Annotated in this window: 20 protein-coding genes; 5 read left to right on the top strand and 15 right to left on the bottom strand. The window is 62.4% G+C overall.

Features of this window, described 5'->3' with window-relative positions; all coding sequences use genetic code 11:
• Window positions 1-45: 45 nt before the first annotated feature.
• The 3 genes from thiS to trmB are packed head-to-tail and all read left to right on the top strand — an operon-like array spanning window position 46 to window position 1828.
• Window positions 46-246: a sulfur carrier protein ThiS gene (thiS, locus tag BM026_RS02450; RefSeq protein WP_058426546.1), complete on the top strand. Its 201-nt coding sequence runs from the start codon at window positions 46-48 to the stop codon at window positions 244-246.
• Window positions 247-298: 52 nt separating this feature from the next.
• Window positions 299-1093: a thiazole synthase gene (locus BM026_RS02455; RefSeq protein WP_058426547.1), complete on the top strand. Its 795-nt coding sequence runs from the start codon at window positions 299-301 to the stop codon at window positions 1091-1093.
• Between the two features lie 9 nt (window positions 1094-1102).
• Window positions 1103-1828: a tRNA (guanosine(46)-N7)-methyltransferase TrmB gene (trmB, locus tag BM026_RS02460; protein WP_092241969.1), complete on the top strand. Its 726-nt coding sequence runs from the start codon at window positions 1103-1105 to the stop codon at window positions 1826-1828.
• Window positions 1829-1969: 141 nt separating this feature from the next.
• Here the strand turns inward: trmB and BM026_RS02465 are convergent, their stop codons facing one another.
• The 9 genes from BM026_RS02465 to BM026_RS02505 form a co-directional block, all read right to left on the bottom strand.
• Entirely contained in the window at window positions 1970-2293 is a 324-nt protein-coding gene (locus BM026_RS02465) for a DUF3392 domain-containing protein (RefSeq protein ID WP_058426549.1), read from the bottom strand.
• A gap of 18 nt (window positions 2294-2311) precedes the next feature.
• Window positions 2312-3514 (bottom strand): radical SAM family heme chaperone HemW, encoded by a 1203-nt coding sequence (hemW, locus tag BM026_RS02470; protein ID WP_071490377.1) that lies wholly within the window; start codon window positions 3512-3514, stop codon window positions 2312-2314.
• Window positions 3511-4107, bottom strand: coding sequence for an RdgB/HAM1 family non-canonical purine NTP pyrophosphatase (rdgB, locus tag BM026_RS02475; protein ID WP_025859581.1), 597 nt, complete (start codon window positions 4105-4107; stop codon window positions 3511-3513). The genes hemW and rdgB overlap by 4 nt, the downstream gene beginning before the upstream one ends.
• The gene (locus BM026_RS02480) at window positions 4104-4538 is read right to left on the bottom strand and encodes a DUF4426 domain-containing protein (protein ID WP_092241971.1); all 435 of its coding nucleotides are present in this window, start codon (window positions 4536-4538) and stop codon (window positions 4104-4106) included. The genes rdgB and BM026_RS02480 overlap by 4 nt, the downstream gene beginning before the upstream one ends.
• A 21-nt stretch (window positions 4539-4559) precedes the next feature.
• Window positions 4560-5180, bottom strand: coding sequence for a methionine biosynthesis protein MetW (gene metW / locus BM026_RS02485; RefSeq protein WP_034109956.1), 621 nt, complete (start codon window positions 5178-5180; stop codon window positions 4560-4562).
• A 7-nt stretch (window positions 5181-5187) separates the two neighbouring features.
• Window positions 5188-6327 (bottom strand): homoserine O-succinyltransferase MetX, encoded by a 1140-nt coding sequence (locus BM026_RS02490; RefSeq protein WP_071490374.1) that lies wholly within the window; start codon window positions 6325-6327, stop codon window positions 5188-5190.
• Between the two features lie 119 nt (window positions 6328-6446).
• The gene (locus BM026_RS02495; protein ID WP_025859579.1) at window positions 6447-7037 is read right to left on the bottom strand and encodes a YggT family protein; all 591 of its coding nucleotides are present in this window, start codon (window positions 7035-7037) and stop codon (window positions 6447-6449) included.
• A 9-nt stretch (window positions 7038-7046) separates the two neighbouring features.
• Complete coding sequence (gene proC, locus BM026_RS02500) at window positions 7047-7865, bottom strand: pyrroline-5-carboxylate reductase (RefSeq protein ID WP_093527242.1); 819 nt, start codon at window positions 7863-7865, stop codon at window positions 7047-7049.
• A 33-nt stretch (window positions 7866-7898) separates the two neighbouring features.
• Complete coding sequence (locus tag BM026_RS02505; protein ID WP_092241976.1) at window positions 7899-8585, bottom strand: YggS family pyridoxal phosphate-dependent enzyme; 687 nt, start codon at window positions 8583-8585, stop codon at window positions 7899-7901.
• Between the two features lie 57 nt (window positions 8586-8642).
• On the opposite strand from BM026_RS02505, the gene BM026_RS02510 reads away from it, so the two are divergent.
• Window positions 8643-9677: a type IV pilus twitching motility protein PilT gene (locus tag BM026_RS02510; protein ID WP_093514118.1), complete on the top strand. Its 1035-nt coding sequence runs from the start codon at window positions 8643-8645 to the stop codon at window positions 9675-9677.
• Window positions 9678-9803: 126 nt separating this feature from the next.
• Here the strand turns inward: BM026_RS02510 and BM026_RS02515 are convergent, their stop codons facing one another.
• Window positions 9804-10439 (bottom strand): C40 family peptidase, encoded by a 636-nt coding sequence (locus tag BM026_RS02515; RefSeq protein ID WP_071490370.1) that lies wholly within the window; start codon window positions 10437-10439, stop codon window positions 9804-9806.
• 268 nt (window positions 10440-10707) lie between these two features.
• Between BM026_RS02515 and BM026_RS02520 the strand changes: the two genes are divergently transcribed.
• Complete coding sequence (locus tag BM026_RS02520) at window positions 10708-11118, top strand: NINE protein (protein WP_162276412.1); 411 nt, start codon at window positions 10708-10710, stop codon at window positions 11116-11118.
• Window positions 11119-11264: 146 nt separating this feature from the next.
• Here the strand turns inward: BM026_RS02520 and BM026_RS02525 are convergent, their stop codons facing one another.
• The 5 genes from BM026_RS02525 to BM026_RS02545 form a co-directional block, all read right to left on the bottom strand.
• Window positions 11265-12536, bottom strand: a complete 1272-nt coding sequence (locus BM026_RS02525; RefSeq protein WP_092241982.1) for a dihydroorotase — start codon at window positions 12534-12536, stop codon at window positions 11265-11267.
• Window positions 12533-13537: an aspartate carbamoyltransferase catalytic subunit gene (locus BM026_RS02530; RefSeq protein ID WP_058426561.1), complete on the bottom strand. Its 1005-nt coding sequence runs from the start codon at window positions 13535-13537 to the stop codon at window positions 12533-12535. Before BM026_RS02530 ends, BM026_RS02525 begins: the two co-directional genes overlap by 4 nt.
• Window positions 13538-13561: 24 nt before the next feature.
• Window positions 13562-14068 carry a bifunctional pyr operon transcriptional regulator/uracil phosphoribosyltransferase PyrR gene (pyrR, locus tag BM026_RS02535; RefSeq protein WP_058426562.1) on the bottom strand — a complete coding sequence of 169 codons (507 nt, stop codon included), beginning with the start codon at window positions 14066-14068 and terminating at the stop codon, window positions 13562-13564.
• 73 nt (window positions 14069-14141) lie between these two features.
• Window positions 14142-14579, bottom strand: coding sequence for a Holliday junction resolvase RuvX (gene ruvX, locus BM026_RS02540; protein ID WP_003195067.1), 438 nt, complete (start codon window positions 14577-14579; stop codon window positions 14142-14144).
• Window positions 14579-15148, bottom strand: a complete 570-nt coding sequence (locus BM026_RS02545) for a YqgE/AlgH family protein (protein WP_071490368.1) — start codon at window positions 15146-15148, stop codon at window positions 14579-14581. The genes ruvX and BM026_RS02545 overlap by 1 nt, the downstream gene beginning before the upstream one ends.
• Between the last annotated feature and the right edge of the window lie 48 nt (window positions 15149-15196).

Consider the following 15196-nt stretch of genomic DNA (forward strand, 5'->3'; position numbering starts at 1 on the left):
ATCGGGCTAGAATGCCGACCCCTAAAAACGATGGCGGCCCGTGGCATGCGCATTCAGTTGAACGGCGAATCCTTTGAACTGCCCGACGGTGAAACCGTTGCGGCCCTGCTGACCCGACTGGACCTGACCGGGCGGCGCGTCGCAGTGGAACTCAACCTGGATATCGTCCCGCGTAGCCTGCACGCCGAGACCGCACTCGCCGAAGGCGACCAGGTCGAAGTGGTCCACGCCATCGGCGGCGGCTGATCGCGCAGTTTCCTGAATTCTGCAGAACCTCACCCCATTCCGAGGATTTCCCATGAGCATCGTTCGTAGCGACAAGCCTTTCGTCCTGGCCGGGCGTACCTACCAGTCCCGCCTGCTGGTCGGCACCGGCAAGTACCGCGACATGGAAGAAACCCGCCTGGCCATCGAAGCCTCGGGCGCCGAGATCGTCACCTTCGCCGTGCGCCGCACCAACCTCGGCCAGATCGAAGGCGAGCCGAACCTGCTTGAAGTGCTGTCGCCGGACCGCTACACCTTCCTGCCGAACACCGCCGGTTGCTACGATGCCATCGAGGCCGTGCGCACCTGCCGCCTGGCCCGTGAGCTGCTCGACGGCCACAACCTGGTGAAGCTGGAAGTGCTGGCCGACCAGAAAACCCTGTTCCCCAACGTGATCGAAACCCTCAAGGCCGCCGAAACCCTGGTCAAGGAAGGTTTCGACGTGATGGTCTACACCAGCGATGACCCGATCATCGCGCGCCAACTGGCGGAAATCGGCTGCATCGCGGTGATGCCACTGGCCGGCCTGATCGGTTCCGGCCTGGGTATCTGCAATCCGTACAACCTGCAGATCATCCTCGAAGAAGCCAAGATCCCGGTGTTGGTGGATGCAGGCGTGGGCACGGCCTCCGACGCAACCATCGCCATGGAACTGGGCTGTGACGCGGTGCTGATGAACTCGGCCATCGCCCACGCCCAGCAACCGATCCTGATGGCCGAAGCCATGAACCACGCCATCGTCGCGGGCCGCCTGGCCTACCTCGCCGGCCGCATGCCGAAAAAACTCTACGCCAGCGCCTCCTCGCCGCTGGATGGTCTGATCAAGTAAGAGCCATTGATGACTGAATCAAACGAAACGCCGAACACCCTGGAAGCAGGCGACGAGTCCAAGCACCGCCGCATCAAGAGTTTTGTGATGCGCGCCGGTCGCATGACCGAAGGCCAGCAAAAGGGCCTGGAGCAAGGCACGCCGCTGTTCGTGTTGCCATTGGCCGACGCGCCGGTGGACTACGACCAGGTGTTCGGCCGTTCGGCCCCGCGTTCCCTGGAAATCGGCTTCGGCATGGGCCACTCCCTGCTGGAAATGGCCGCCGCTGCGCCGGACCAGGACTTCATTGGCGTGGAAGTCCACCGCCCAGGTGTCGGCGCGCTGCTCAACGGCGTGTTGACCCAAGGCCTGACGAACCTGCGGGTCTATGACTGCGACGCGATCGAAGTGCTCAACCGCTGCATCGCCGACAACAGCCTAGACCGCCTGATGCTGTTCTTCCCGGACCCATGGCACAAAGCCCGTCACCACAAGCGCCGCATCGTCCAGGCCTCCTTCGCGGAACTGGTACGCACCAAGCTGAAAGTGGGCGGCATCCTGCACATGGCCACCGACTGGGAGCCCTACGCGGAGTACATGCTGGAGGTGATGAACGTCGCCCCCGGCTACCGCAACCTGGCTGAAGACGGCAAATGCGTGCCACGCCCGGCCGAGCGGCCGATCACCAAGTTCGAGCGTCGTGGTGAGCGGCTGGGGCACGGGGTGTGGGATCTGAAGTTCGAGAAGCTGGCGTAACTCCCCATTAGCTTGAAATGCAATTCAATGTGGGAGGGGGCTTGCCCCCGATAGCGGTGGATCAGTCAGCTTATCTGTAGCTGACCCACTGCAATCGGGGGCAAGCCCCCTCCCACATTTGTTTTCGCAGTGTGCCTTGGATCAGCGGCGGTCTGCGACTACACCAATCAGTACCAGCACCACAATCAACACCGGCGCCAGGCTGTAGTTATTGAACTGGCTCAACCCCCGCACAATCCACGGCGTGGCATAGATCAGCGCCGCGCCGCTGCCGATCATGCACACCAGCGCCATCAACGGCACGCGCAACGCACCCGCGATGCTGCCCAGGCGTGCTTCGATCCAGCCCTTGATATCGGCGCCGAACAGCACCAGCAGGCAGCCCACGAGGGCCAGGGAGATTTCCGACAGGTTGCTGCGGCTCCAGCGGGATACGGTGGCGAGCAGGTCGAGTACCAAATCCATTCGATTTCCTTAAGAGCGTCAGCTCAAAAACTTCTGCAACAGATCATTGAGAAAGAGTTGCCCGCGGTCGGTCGCCGCCAGGCGTGACGGTTCGACCTGCATTAAGCCACTTTGTTCTGCCTCGCGGCGGCCTTCATCGAGGCTCGCCAGATCCAGACCGGTACGCTCGGCGTAGAGCCTGGCATCGACCCCTTCGGTGAGGCGCAGGGCGTTCATCAGGAACTCGAATGGCAACTCTTCGTTGGTCAGCTCCTTCGCGCCGGCCTGGAAGCTTTTGGCCGGGTTGAGGTAGTCCTTCGGTGCACGGGTCTTCCAGGTGCGTACGATGCGCCCGTCCGGATGGCTGAGCTTGCCGTGGGCGCCGGCACCGATGCCGATGAAGTCACCGAAGCTCCAGTAATTGAGGTTATGCCGCGCCGGGCGACCTGGTTGGGCATAGGCCGATACTTCATATTGCGCGTAGCCGTGTTCGGCAAGCAACGCCTGGCCGGCTTCCTGGATGTCCCACAGGGTGTCGTCTTCCGGCAGTGCAGGCGGCTGGTTCCAGAACACGGTGTTGGGTTCCAGGGTCAGCTGGTACCAGGACAAGTGCGTCGGCTTCAGCGCGATGGCCTGGCGCAAGTCGCTCAAGGCATCGTCCAGGGACTGATCGGGCAGCCCGTGCATCAAGTCCAGATTGAAGTTATCGAACCCGGCCTGGCGCGCCATGCCAGCGGCACGTACGGCTTCGTCGCCATTGTGGATGCGGCCCAGGGCCTCAAGCTTTTCCTGCTGGAAGCTCTGGATACCGATGGACAGGCGATTGATCCCCAGCTTGCGATAGGCCACGAACTTTTCTTGCTCGAACGTCCCGGGGTTGGCTTCCAGGGTGATCTCGATATCGCCGGCAAACGGGATGCGGGCTTCCACGCCCTTGAGCAACCGCCCCAACGCTGCGGCGCTGAACAGGCTGGGCGTGCCGCCGCCGAAGAAGATCGAACTGAGTTCGCGGCCATGCACTGCGTGCAGGTCCTGATCGAGGTCGGCCAACAGGGCGTCCACATACTCCTCTTCCGGCAGCACTTTACTGGCGGTGTGGGAGTTGAAGTCGCAATAAGGGCATTTGCGCACGCACCACGGGATATGGATGTACAGCGCCAGGGGCGGCAGCACAGGCAAGGCCGCCCGAGGTGTTTGCGCGCCGCCGTGGATCAGCGGCTGCGCAGAGGTGTTCAGGGTCATTTCAGGCTCAGGCGTTGGCGCAGCAAATCCATTGCGCGGGCACGGTGGCTGATCTGGTTCTTGTCGGCCGGGCTCAGTTCGGCACTGGAAACGTTACGTTCCGGCACCCAGAACAACGGGTCATAGCCAAACCCATGCTCGCCGCTGGCCGCATGCAGGATGCGCCCGTGCCACAGGCCTTCGCACAGGATCGGCAGCGGGTCATCGGCATGCCGTACCAGGGCCAGCACGCAGACGAACTGTGCGCCGCGCTCGGCGTCCGGTACGTCCTTGAGCGCGTCCAGCAGCTTGGCGTTGTTGGCGGCATCGCCCTTGCCGTCGGCGTAGCGTGCCGAATAAATGCCCGGTGCGCCGCCGAGGAAATCGACGGCCAGCCCCGAGTCATCCGCCAGCGCCGGCAGGCCGGAGATGCGTGCGGCGTTGCGTGCCTTGAGGATAGCGTTCTCGACGAACGACAGGCCGGTCTCTTCCGGTTCCACCTGGCTGAACTCGCCAATCGAGCGCAACTGCACGGAGTCGCCGAGCATGGCTTGCAGTTCTTTGAGTTTGCCGGCGTTATGGCTGGCCAGTACGAGTTGGGTGAGGTTCATTATTCCGCCGGAAACAGTTCCTGGTTGAACTGGAAGCTATGGGCTTTGCCGCCGGTTTCAACGTTGATGGTAAACGTCTTGTATTCGCGCTGCGTCACGGAGTAGGGCGCCAGGTAATTGATGCCGCCTTTCTCGTTGATCTGCTTGAACGTCAGGACTTCACTCTTGCCGCCCAAGTCCTTGATGGTGCCGGTCACTTGCGCGGCCACCGGGGTCACGCCCTTGATCACCGTCACGTTGATCAAGCCCTTTTCCTTGCTGCGCACCACGCCGACGGCCTGGGCGGTTTCCGGTTGCAGGAAGCTGGAGGTGAACGTGTTGTAGTGGACGGTGATATCGCCGAAGTCTTTCTTGCGATTGGCATCGATAGCGTCGGCGGCCAGGGCGCTGGCGCCCAGGCACGCGGTCAATAGAAATACAGCCAGGCGTTTCATGAGCGTCCCTCTTGAAGATGATTAGACGGCAATCTTGTGGTCCGTCAGGCCAGGACTGCTGACCCTGTAAATACCGATTTCGCCCAACAGATTGGGCCATAGTTTACTTGCCCAGCCGTGACGATGCTGTTGATCGACGGCAAGGCGGTTGATCACCTTGGCTTCACGCTCACTGCACAGGGCTTCGAAGTCTTCGAAGGTGCAGAAATGGATGTTCGGCGTGTTGTACCAGGTGTACGGCAGAAAGTCCGACACCGGCATGCGGCCCTTGGTGGCCAGGTACCAGCGGCAGCGCCAGTGCCCGAAGTTGGGGAAGGTGATGATGCACTGGCGGCCTACGCGCAGCATTTCGTCGAGGATGCGGTCCGGGTAGTGCACCGCCTGGAGGGCCTGGGTCATCACCACGATGTCGAAGCTGTTGCTGGCAAAGTTGCCCAGGCCCTTGTCCAGGTCCTGCTCGATCACGTTGATGCCCTTGGCCACGCACTGGGCGATGTTGTCCGGGTCGTTTTCCAGGCCGTAGCCGGTGACTTGCTTGTTGTCGCGCAGCCAGCTCAGCAGTTCGCCATCGCCGCAGCCCAGGTCGAGCACGCGGCTGCCGGCGGGGATCCAGTCTTGGATGATTTCCAGGTCGGCTCTCATGGCGTTCTCACACAGTAATCCGGTTCATGTAATTGCCGAACGCCTGCAAGTAACGCGGGATCGGGATCAGGAAGGCGTCGTGGCCTTGCGGTGCATCGATCTCCAGGTAGCAGACGTCCTTGCGTGCAGCCATCAGCGCGTCCACCAGCTCGCGGGAGCGGGCCGGCGAGAAGCGCCAGTCGGTGGTGAAGGACATCACGCAGAACTTGGCCGTGGCGCCTTCGAAGGTTTTCGCCAGGTCGTCGTCGTGGTTGGCGGCCGGGTCGAAGTAGTCCAGCGCCTTGGTCATCAGCAGGTAGGTGTTGGCGTCGAAACGCCCCGAGAACTCCTCGCCCTGGTAGCGCAGGTAGCTTTCCACCTGGAACTCGACGCTGTGGAAGTCGTAGTTGAGCTTCTCGCTCTTGAGGCCACGGCCGAATTTCTCGCCCATGGAGTCATCGGACAGGTAGGTGATATGCCCGACCATCCGCGCCAGCATCAGGCCGCGCTTGGGAATCACGCCGGCTTCCTGGAACGAACCACCGTGGAACTCCGGGTCGGTGAGGATGGCCTGGCGCGCCACTTCGTTGAAGGCGATGTTCTGCGCCGACAGCTTGGGGGCCGAGGCGATTGCCAGGCAATGGCGCACGCGGTCCGGGTAGGTGATGGTCCATTGCAGCGCCTGCATGCCGCCCAGGCTGCCGCCGATCACTGCCGCCCACTGGTTGATACCCAGCAGGTCGGCGAGGCGCGCCTGGCTGTGCACCCAGTCTTCCACGGTGAGCACCGGGAAGTCGGCGCCGAACGGCTTGCCGGTTTCCGGATTGAGGCTGCTGGGGCCGGTGGAACCGTTGCAGCCGCCCAGGTTGTTCAGGCTGACCACAAAGAACTTGTTGGTGTCGATGGGCTTGCCGGGGCCGATGCAACTGTCCCACCAGCCGGGCTTGCGATCCTCGGCAGAGTGGAAACCGGCCGCGTGGTGATGGCCGGACAAGGCGTGGCAGATCAGCACGGCGTTGCTCGCCGTGGCGTTCAGTTGGCCATAGGTTTCATAGATCAGGTCGTAGGCAGGCAGCGAACGGCCACAGGCCAGGGCCAGCGGTTCGCTGAAGTGCGCCACTTGGGGCACGACCAGTCCAACAGAATCGGGGGGAAAGGCAGCTGGCATCGACCCTGCTCTCGTTTAAATGAGGCGTAAGTCTAAAGACCGCTGCACCTAGCGGCAAGCAATGGCCTGAGCGGTTTGAAATGTGGGAGGGGGCTTGCCCCTCTCACATTTGCTTTGCGTCAGATCAGCAGGCGCAAAATCTCCGGCATCCCGGTCATGGCCGCCAGGTTGTTGATCACCAGCATGTCCAGCAACTTGAGCACCATGAACGCCAGGATCGGCGAGATATCCAGGCCGCCGAGGTTCGGCAGCAGGCGGCGGAATGGCGCCAGGGCCGGCTCGCAGATCTGGTTCACCAGCTCGGCGCCAGGGTTGTGGCTACCGGGGGCGACCCAGGACAGGATCACGCTGATGATCAGGGCGAAGAAGAAGATCTTCAGGAACAGCGCGGTCACGCCGATGATGGCCCAGATCAGCAACTGTACGAAATTGCCGGTGGTGCCGTAGGTCAGCAACAGGGTCAGCGCCATCAAGGCCAGCTGCACCAGGATTGCCAGCACCAGCGACGACATGTCCAGGCCGAACAGGCTCGGGATGATCCGGCGCAATGGCTTGAGCAGCGGCTGGGTGGCCTTGACGATGAACTGGCAGAGCGGGTTGTAGAAGTTCGCACGCACCAGTTGCAGCACGAAGCGCATCAGGACGATCAGCAGGTACAGGCTGCCGAGGGTTTGCAGCACGTAGACGGCTGCGGTGTTCAAACCAATCATGTTGGCTCCTTATTTGCCCAGTTGTTCGGCGAGTTCCGCCGAGCGGCGCGCAGCGGCACCCAGTGCTTTTTCCACCAGGGCTTCAAAGCCCCCGGCCTGGAACGACTCGATGGCCGCCTGTGTGGTGCCGCCCGGCGAGGTCACGCGGCGGCGCAGCTCGGCGGCGTCCACATCGCTGGACACCGCCATGCGCGCAGCACCCAGGGCGGTCTGCTCGGCCAGTTGTTCGGCAATGTCCTTGGACAGGCCCAGCTTCACGCCGGCGGCGGTCATGGCTTCGATCAGCAGGAAGAAATACGCCGGGCCGCTGCCGGATACGGCGGTGACCGCGTCCAGTTGCTGCTCCTGTTCCAGCCACAGCGCGACGCCCACGGCGGACAGCAGTTCTTGCGCCTGGTCGCGTTGTTCGGCGCTCACTTGGGCGGTGGCGTACAAGCCGCTCACGCCCTGGCTGACCAGGGCTGGCGTGTTGGGCATGCAGCGCACGATCGGCTGTGCGCCGAGCCAGGTGTTCATGCTGGCGCAGGTGATGCCGGCCGCAATCGACACCACCAGCTGATGCGGCTGCAGGCTTGGGCGCAGGCTTTCGCACACCGCCTTCATGGCCTGCGGCTTCACTGCCAGCACGATCACTTCGACGCCCTGGATGGCCTCGGCGTTGTCGGCGAAGGTTTCAATACCGTGCTCGGCGCTGACGCGGGCACGGGTGTCTGCGCCCGGGTCGCTGGCGCGGATCTGCGCGGCATCCAGGCCCTTGGCCCGCAGGCCACCGATCAGGCTGGCCGCCATGTTACCGGCGCCGATAAAGGCTATACGCGTGTCTTTCATGACAGGTCCTTAGCTAAATGGAAGTCAGCCATTTCATGGCTGGCCGTAGTCGCGGGCGCCAAACAGGGCGGTACCGATCCGCACCCAGGTGGCGCCTTGGGCAATGGCCGACTCAAGGTCGTGGCTCATGCCCATGGAAAGTGTGTCCAGCGGCAGGTTCAAACTGGCTTGCAGCTCGCGCACGGTGGCGAAGGCTGCATCTTGCGCGGCGCGCTCTTCGGTCGGCTCGGGGATTGCCATCAGGCCACGCAGCTTCAGGCGCGGCAGGGCGCTGATAGCGTTGGCCAGGGCTGGCAGGTCGGCGGGTGTACAGCCGGACTTGCTGGCTTCGCCGCTGACGTTGACCTGGATGCAGATGTTCAGCGGTGGCAGGTCGGCCGGGCGTTGTTCGGACAAGCGTTGAGCGATTTTCAAGCGGTCCACGGAATGCACCCAAGCGAAGTTCTCGGCGATAGCGCGCGTCTTGTTCGATTGAATGGGGCCGATGAAGTGCCAACTCAAGGGCAGGTCGGTTAATTCGGCCTGTTTGCCCAGGGCTTCCTGCAGATAGTTCTCGCCAAAATCGTGCATCCCGGCGGCATAGGCTTCGCGCACGGCTTGCGCGGGTTTGGTCTTGCTCACGGCCAGCAGGTGGATGCTGCTTGCGTCACGTTGCACGGCGTCGGCTGCGGCGCGGATGCGCTGGCTAACCTGGCCGATGTTGTCTGCTATCGTCGACATTCAAGATGCGCCCGTGGATATGGAGTCCGCGGCATTCTACTGGAAATGGAAAGCCCTATGGATATCACTGAATTACTCACGGCCAGCGTGCGCCGTGGCGCCTCCGACCTGCATTTGTCCGCCGGACTGGCGCCGATGCTGCGGGTGGATGGGGAGGTCTGGCCGCTGGACGGGCCGGTGCTTTCACCCCCGCAAGTGGCCGACTTGTTGAGCCCATTGCTCAATCAGCACCAACAAAAGGATTTCGAAACATCTCTTGAAACGGATTTTGCCTTCGAACTGCCCGGTGTGGCGCGCTTCCGCGCCAACGTGTTCCGGCAGGAGCGGGGCATGGGCGCGGTGTTTCGCGCCGTACCGTCCGAGGTCCAGAGCCTGGAGCGCCTCGGCCTGGGGGAAGTGTTCCAGCGTATCGCCCAGCTGCCGCGCGGCCTGGTGCTGGTGACCGGCCCTACCGGCTCGGGCAAGTCCACTACCCTGGCGGCGATGATCGACTTTCTCAATCAGCATCGACGCCAGCACATCCTCACCCTTGAAGACCCTATCGAGTTTATCCACAAGCCGAACATGGCATTGATCAACCAACGCCAGGTGCACCGCGACACCCATAGCTTTTCGGTTGCCCTGCGCTCGGCGCTCAGGGAAGACCCGGACGTGATCCTGGTGGGTGAACTGCGCGACCTGGAAACCATCCGCCTGGCCCTGACGGCGGCTGAGACCGGGCACCTGGTATTCGGCACCTTGCATACCTCGTCGGCGGCAAAGACCGTGGATCGGCTGGTGGATGTGTTTCCGGCGGGGGAAAAGGCCATGGTCCGCTCGATGCTGTCGGAGTCGTTGCAGGCAGTAGTGTCCCAGGTGCTGGTGAAGAAGATCGGCGGGGGGCGGGTGGCGGCCCATGAAATCATGTTGGGTACGCCGGCTATTCGCAATCTGATCCGTGAGGACAAGGTGGCGCAGATGGTCTCGGCGATCCAGACGGGTGGGGCGCTGGGGATGAAGACGTTGGATATGAGCTTGAAGACGTTGGTCGGGGAGGGGGTGATCAGTCGGGAAGAGGCGCAGCAGAAGGCGAGGGTGCCTGGGGAAATATGAAGGTCCAAATGTGGCAGGGGCTTGCCCCCGATAGCAGTGGATCAGTTAGCTTATTTGTAGCTGATCCACGGTAATCGGGGGCAAGCCCCCTCCCACATTGTTCACCCACCGCACTCCAGCCTGGAATCAGCGCTGGACCACCCGCAGGTTGTTCTGCTCTTTGGGCAATACCCGCTTGGCAATCACGTAGTTCTTGTCCCAGAACGGTTTCTTCAGCGTGTCGATGCTGACCGCTTTGCCACGGCGTGGTGCGTGGATGAAACGGTCGTTGCCCAGGTAGATGGCAACGTGGTTCACCTGGCGGCTCTTCAATTTGAAGAACAGCAGGTCACCCGGTTTCAAGTCCTTGCGATCAACCTTCTGCCCGTGGCCGGCGGCCATGGCGTTGGAGGTGCGCGGCAAATCCACGGCGGCTACGTCGTTAAACGCATATTTCACCAAGCCGCTGCAGTCGAACCCTTTACTTGGGCTGCTGCCGCCCCAACGATAAGGAGTACCGAGCACGTTGACGGCACGGCTGAGCACGGTGCTGCTCTGCCTGGTGTTGACGCCTACCAGGCCGGCCGTTGCCTTGCCGTGGGCCTTGCTCAGTTGAGTCGGGCGGTTGACGGTCAGCTTGACCGACTTGGCGGTGCTTGGCGTGCTGTGGACTTTAGGGGTGAAACCGTTAACGTTGGGAAGTCGTTGCTCACGATTGGTGGCGTGGGCGGCCAGTGGCATTAATAGGCAAATGGTTAGCCATGTCTTGAAAAATGGTCGCATTAGGCGTGGCTCTTATGGGTTTGCGCGCAACTTTATAACAGCTTTTTGTGTCGTTCTCAGGCCGTTTGTCGACTGAACCTTGACGTCAAAATCAGGAAAAACGCGACGATTCGCCGCAATTGTCCTACACAAGTCAGGTGGCATAAGGCTTTCAGGGCAGGGAAGATACCATTTGCCGTACGTCGGGCGCCCGTAAAAAAGTCACAAAGAAAATGAAAAAATTTATCTATCGAGGCAAAAGAGGTACGCGATGAACACCTATCAGCAGATTGGCGAGCAGCAAGACACCCACAGCAAGGTCATCGGTTACCTGCTGTGGATTTTCGGTTTTACCGGGGCGCATCGCTTCTATTACGGCAAGCCGGTGACCGGAACGATCTGGTTTTTCACCTTTGGCTTGCTGGGTATCGGCTGGCTGATCGACCTGTTCCTGATCCCGGCCATGGACCGTGAAGCGGACCTGAGGTTTACCGCCGGACCCATCGAATACAACGTGGCCTGGATCCTGTTGGCGTTTCTCGGGGTATTTGGCGTGCACCGCATGTACCAGGGCAAATGGATCACCGGCCTGATCTACCTGCTGACCGGCGGTTTGTTCCTGGTTGGGGTGCTGTATGACTTCTGGACGTTGAATACGCAGATATCGATCCGCAATGCCGAGCGCAACAGCGGCCGCTGATCTTTAACTTCTGGTGGAGATCAACATGTGGGAGGGGGCTTGCCCCCGATAGCGGTGGATCAGTCAGCTTATCGGTAGCTGACCCACTGCAATCGGGGGCAAGCCCCGTCCCACATTGATCATGCCCACATTAGAGGTGGGATTTTTCAGGCCGGGTAGCTGATGCGGCCATCCACCAGGGTGTAACGCACCGTCGCCGGCAGGCTATGGCCGATGAACGGGCAGTTTTCACCTTTGGATAGCCATTGCTCCCCCGCAATCGTGGAACTGGCCGGATCAAAAAGCACCAGGTCCGCCGCCGAACCCACCGCCAACTTGCCCGCTGGCAGGCGCAAGGCCTCGGCCGGGCCGCTGCTCAGGCGTGCCAACAATGTCGGCAAGTCCAGCAACCCATCTTCTACCAACGTCATCGCCAGAGGCAGCAACAGTTCGACACTGCTGATGCCCGGCTCTGTCGCGCCAAACGGTGCCAGCTTGGCATCCCTCTCATGGGGCTGGTGATGGCTGGAAATCGCCGAGACCACACCGGATTTCACCGCCGCGCGCAAACCGTCGCGGTCAGCCAGGGTACGCAGTGGCGGTTGCACGTGGTACAGGCTGGAGAAGTCGATCAGCGCTTCGTCCGTCAGGATCAGCTGATAAAGCGCCACATCCGCTGTCACCGGCAATCCACGGGCCTGGGCCTGGGCGATCAGGGCCACGCCCCGCGCACTGGTCAACTGGCTGAAGTGCGCACGCACGCCGCTTTGTTCCACCAGCAGCAGGTCACGGGCCAGGGCCACGGTCTCGGCGGTTTCCGGGATGCCCGGCAGGCCGAGGAAGCTGGCCACGGCGCCTTCATGGGCCAGGCCGCCTTCGGCCAGGTCACGGTCCTGGGAATGGAAGATCACTGTAAGGTCGAAAGTCGCCGCGTATTCCAGGGCACGTAACAGCGTGCGGGTACTGCGAAAGCTATCCAGGCCGTTGCCGAAGGCCACGCAACCGGCGTCGCGCAGGGCGATCAGTTCGGCGAGTTGTTCGCCTTCCAGGCCTTTGCTCAAGGCGCCGATAGGGAACACTTTGCAGTTGCCGGCTTCACGGGCGCGGTCGAGGATCAGCTCGGTCACGGCCGAGGTGTCCAGCACCGGCCTGGTGTGCGGTGGGCAGCACAGGCTGGTTACCCCACCGGCTGCGGCAGCGCGGGTTTCGCTGGTGATATTGCCCTTGCGGCTGTAGCCCGGCTCGCGCAGGGCGACGTTCAGGTCAACCAGGCCAGGCGCGGCCACCAGGCCTTTGGCGTCGATCGTCTCGCTGGCGCTGAAGCCTGCGGGCGCGGCGCCAATGGCGATGAGCTTGCCGGCGTCCAGATGCAGATCGGTAACTTGATCCAGGCCACTGGCCGGATCGATGACGCGGGCGCCGAGGATGCTGAGCTTCACTGGGCGTTCTCCTGCTCGAATTGACGTTGCGCGGTTTGCCCGCTCATGGCCATGGACAGCACGGCCATGCGTACGGCGATGCCGTAGGTCACCTGGTTGAGGATCACCGACTGCGGACCGTCGGCCACCGCCGACTCAATCTCCACGCCACGGTTGATCGGGCCCGGGTGCATCACGATGGCATCCGGCTTGGCGCCGGCCAGGCGTGCGGTGGTCAGGCCAAACAAACGGTAGAACTCGCCTTCGCTCGGTAGCAGGCCACCGGCCATGCGCTCGCGTTGCAGGCGCAGCATGATCACCACGTCCACGTCCTTGAGGCCTGCGGCCATGTCGGTGTAGACCTTCACGCCGTACTGTTCGATACCGATGGGCAACAGGGTTTTCGGCGCAATCACGCGGATATCCGGGCAACCCAGGGCTTTGAGGGCCAGCATGTTCGAGCGCGCGACCCGCGAATGCAGGATGTCGCCGACGATGGCCACCGAGAGATTCTCAAAGCTGCCTTTGTGCCGACGAATGGTGAGCATGTCGAGCATGCCCTGGGTCGGGTGGGCGTGGCGGCCGTCACCGCCGTTGATGATCGCCACCTGCGGGCACACGTGTTCGGCGATGAAGTGCGCGGCGCCGGAGTCGCCGTGGCGTACCACGAACATGTCGGCGGCCATCGCTTCCAGGTTGCGCAGGGTGTCGAGCAGGGTTTCACCCTTGCTTGCCGACGAGGTGGACACGTTCAGGGTGATTACATCGGCCGACAGCCGCTGGGCGGCCAGTTCAAAGGTGGTGCGGGTGCGGGTGGAGTTCTCGAAGAACACGTTGCAGATGGTTTTGCCGCGCAACAGCGGGACCTTCTTCACCGCCCGGCCACCGACTTCGAGGAACGAGTCGGCGGTGTCGAGGATTTCGGTGAGCAGTTCGCGGGGCAAACCGTCGAGCGACAAGAAGTGTCGCAACTGGCCCTGAGCATTGAGCTGCAGCGGGCGCTTGGCATCTAGAGGCGTCATCGCGGGGACTCTTTACAAGGCGGTTTAAAGGGCGAGGTCTTGCAGTTCGAGTACGAGCGGCGTGGGACCGAGCAATTTTACCCGTTGATGGGCTTCTAGCGACAGGGTGGCGCCGACCACATCCGGGCTGATCGGCAATTCGCCGGCGTCCAGGTCCAGCAGGCACACCAGGGTCACGCTGGCCGGGCGGCCATAGTCGAACAGTTCGTTCATGGCGGCACGGATGGTGCGACCGCTCATCAGCACGTCGTCGATCAGCACCAGGTGCTGGCCTTCGATCTCGAAAGGCAGGGCCGACGGACGCACTTGTGGGTGCAGGCCGTTCTGGCTGAAATCGTCGCGGTAAAAGGAGACGTCCAGGGTGCCCAGGGGCGAATCGCTGCCCAGTGCTTCCAACAACGCCTGGGCCACCCACACACCGCCGGTGCGAATACCGATGAAGCGCGGCTCGCTGATGTTGCGGTGTTGCAGATGGGCCGTGAGGCTGGTGGCCATCTGGCTGATCAGTTCGGCGGGGTTCGGCAGGCTCATGCAGGCTCCTTCAGGACCTTGGCGCAGGCAAGGTCCGGGCTCAAACGTAAAAAGACGCGGCAAGCCGCGTCTGTCAGGATTCAAATAAAGCGGTGTTTTCATCCAGCCAACCCTGCAACAGCAGGGCGGCGGCGATGGCGTCTACCGGGTTGTCGCGGTAGCTGCCTTTCTGCCCGCCACGGTCGCGTCGCTCGCCTTTGGCTTCAAAGGTGGTGAGGCGTTCGTCGTGGGTATAGAAGGGCAGGTTGTAGCGGCCATTGAGGCGGCGGGCGAATTTTTCGGCACGCAGGCACATGTCGCTGGGGGTGCCGTCCATGTTCAGGGGCAGGCCGACCACGACCGCGTCGGGCTTCCACTCTTTGATGAGGGCTTCAACCTGGTTCCAGTCCGGCACGCCGTTCTGGGCTTTCAAGGTGCACAGCTCACGGGCCTGGCCGGTGATCACCTGGCCTACGGCTACGCCGATCTGTTTGGTGCCGTAGTCAAACCCGAGGATCAGACGCAAAGCCATCAGGCGTGTCCCGCCTGGCTGGTCAGCAGGTTGAGGTTGATCCCCAGCGTCGCCGCAGCTGCGTCCAGGCGCAGTTCACTGGCGGTGTTGAACAGGATGTCGGCGTCGAACGGGCAGGTCAGCCAGGCATTGCTGGCCAGTTCGGCTTCCAATTGGCCGGCTTCCCACCCCGCGTAACCGAGGGTGATCACGCTTTGCTCAGGCCCCACGCCGTCGGCGATGGCGAACAACACGTCCTGGGAAGTGGACAGCGATACGCCGTCCAGATCGACCGTGGCCTGGAACTTCGGCCCGCTCGGGTGCAGTACAAACCCACGATCAGTCTGCACCGGCCCGCCGATGTAAATCGGCACGCCCTGGCACCGGGCCGGCGGGTCAAGCTCGGGGCGCAGTTGCTCAAGGATATCCGCCAGGTTCAGCTCTTGCGGGCGGTTGACCACCAACCCCATGGCACCATTGGCCGTGTGCTCGACGATGTAGGTCAAGGTCTGCGCAAAGTTCGGGTCGGCCATATGGGGCATGGCGATCAGGAATTGATGCTTGAGGTAGGTCGGGCTGACGTTTTTCATGTTCGATAGTGTGGCGGTGGAGGGGCGAACTGACAAGCTGGTGATGTG

This window comes from Pseudomonas sp. NFPP24, assembly GCF_900112095.1.
Lineage (GTDB): Bacteria > Pseudomonadota > Gammaproteobacteria > Pseudomonadales > Pseudomonadaceae > Aquipseudomonas > Aquipseudomonas extremorientalis.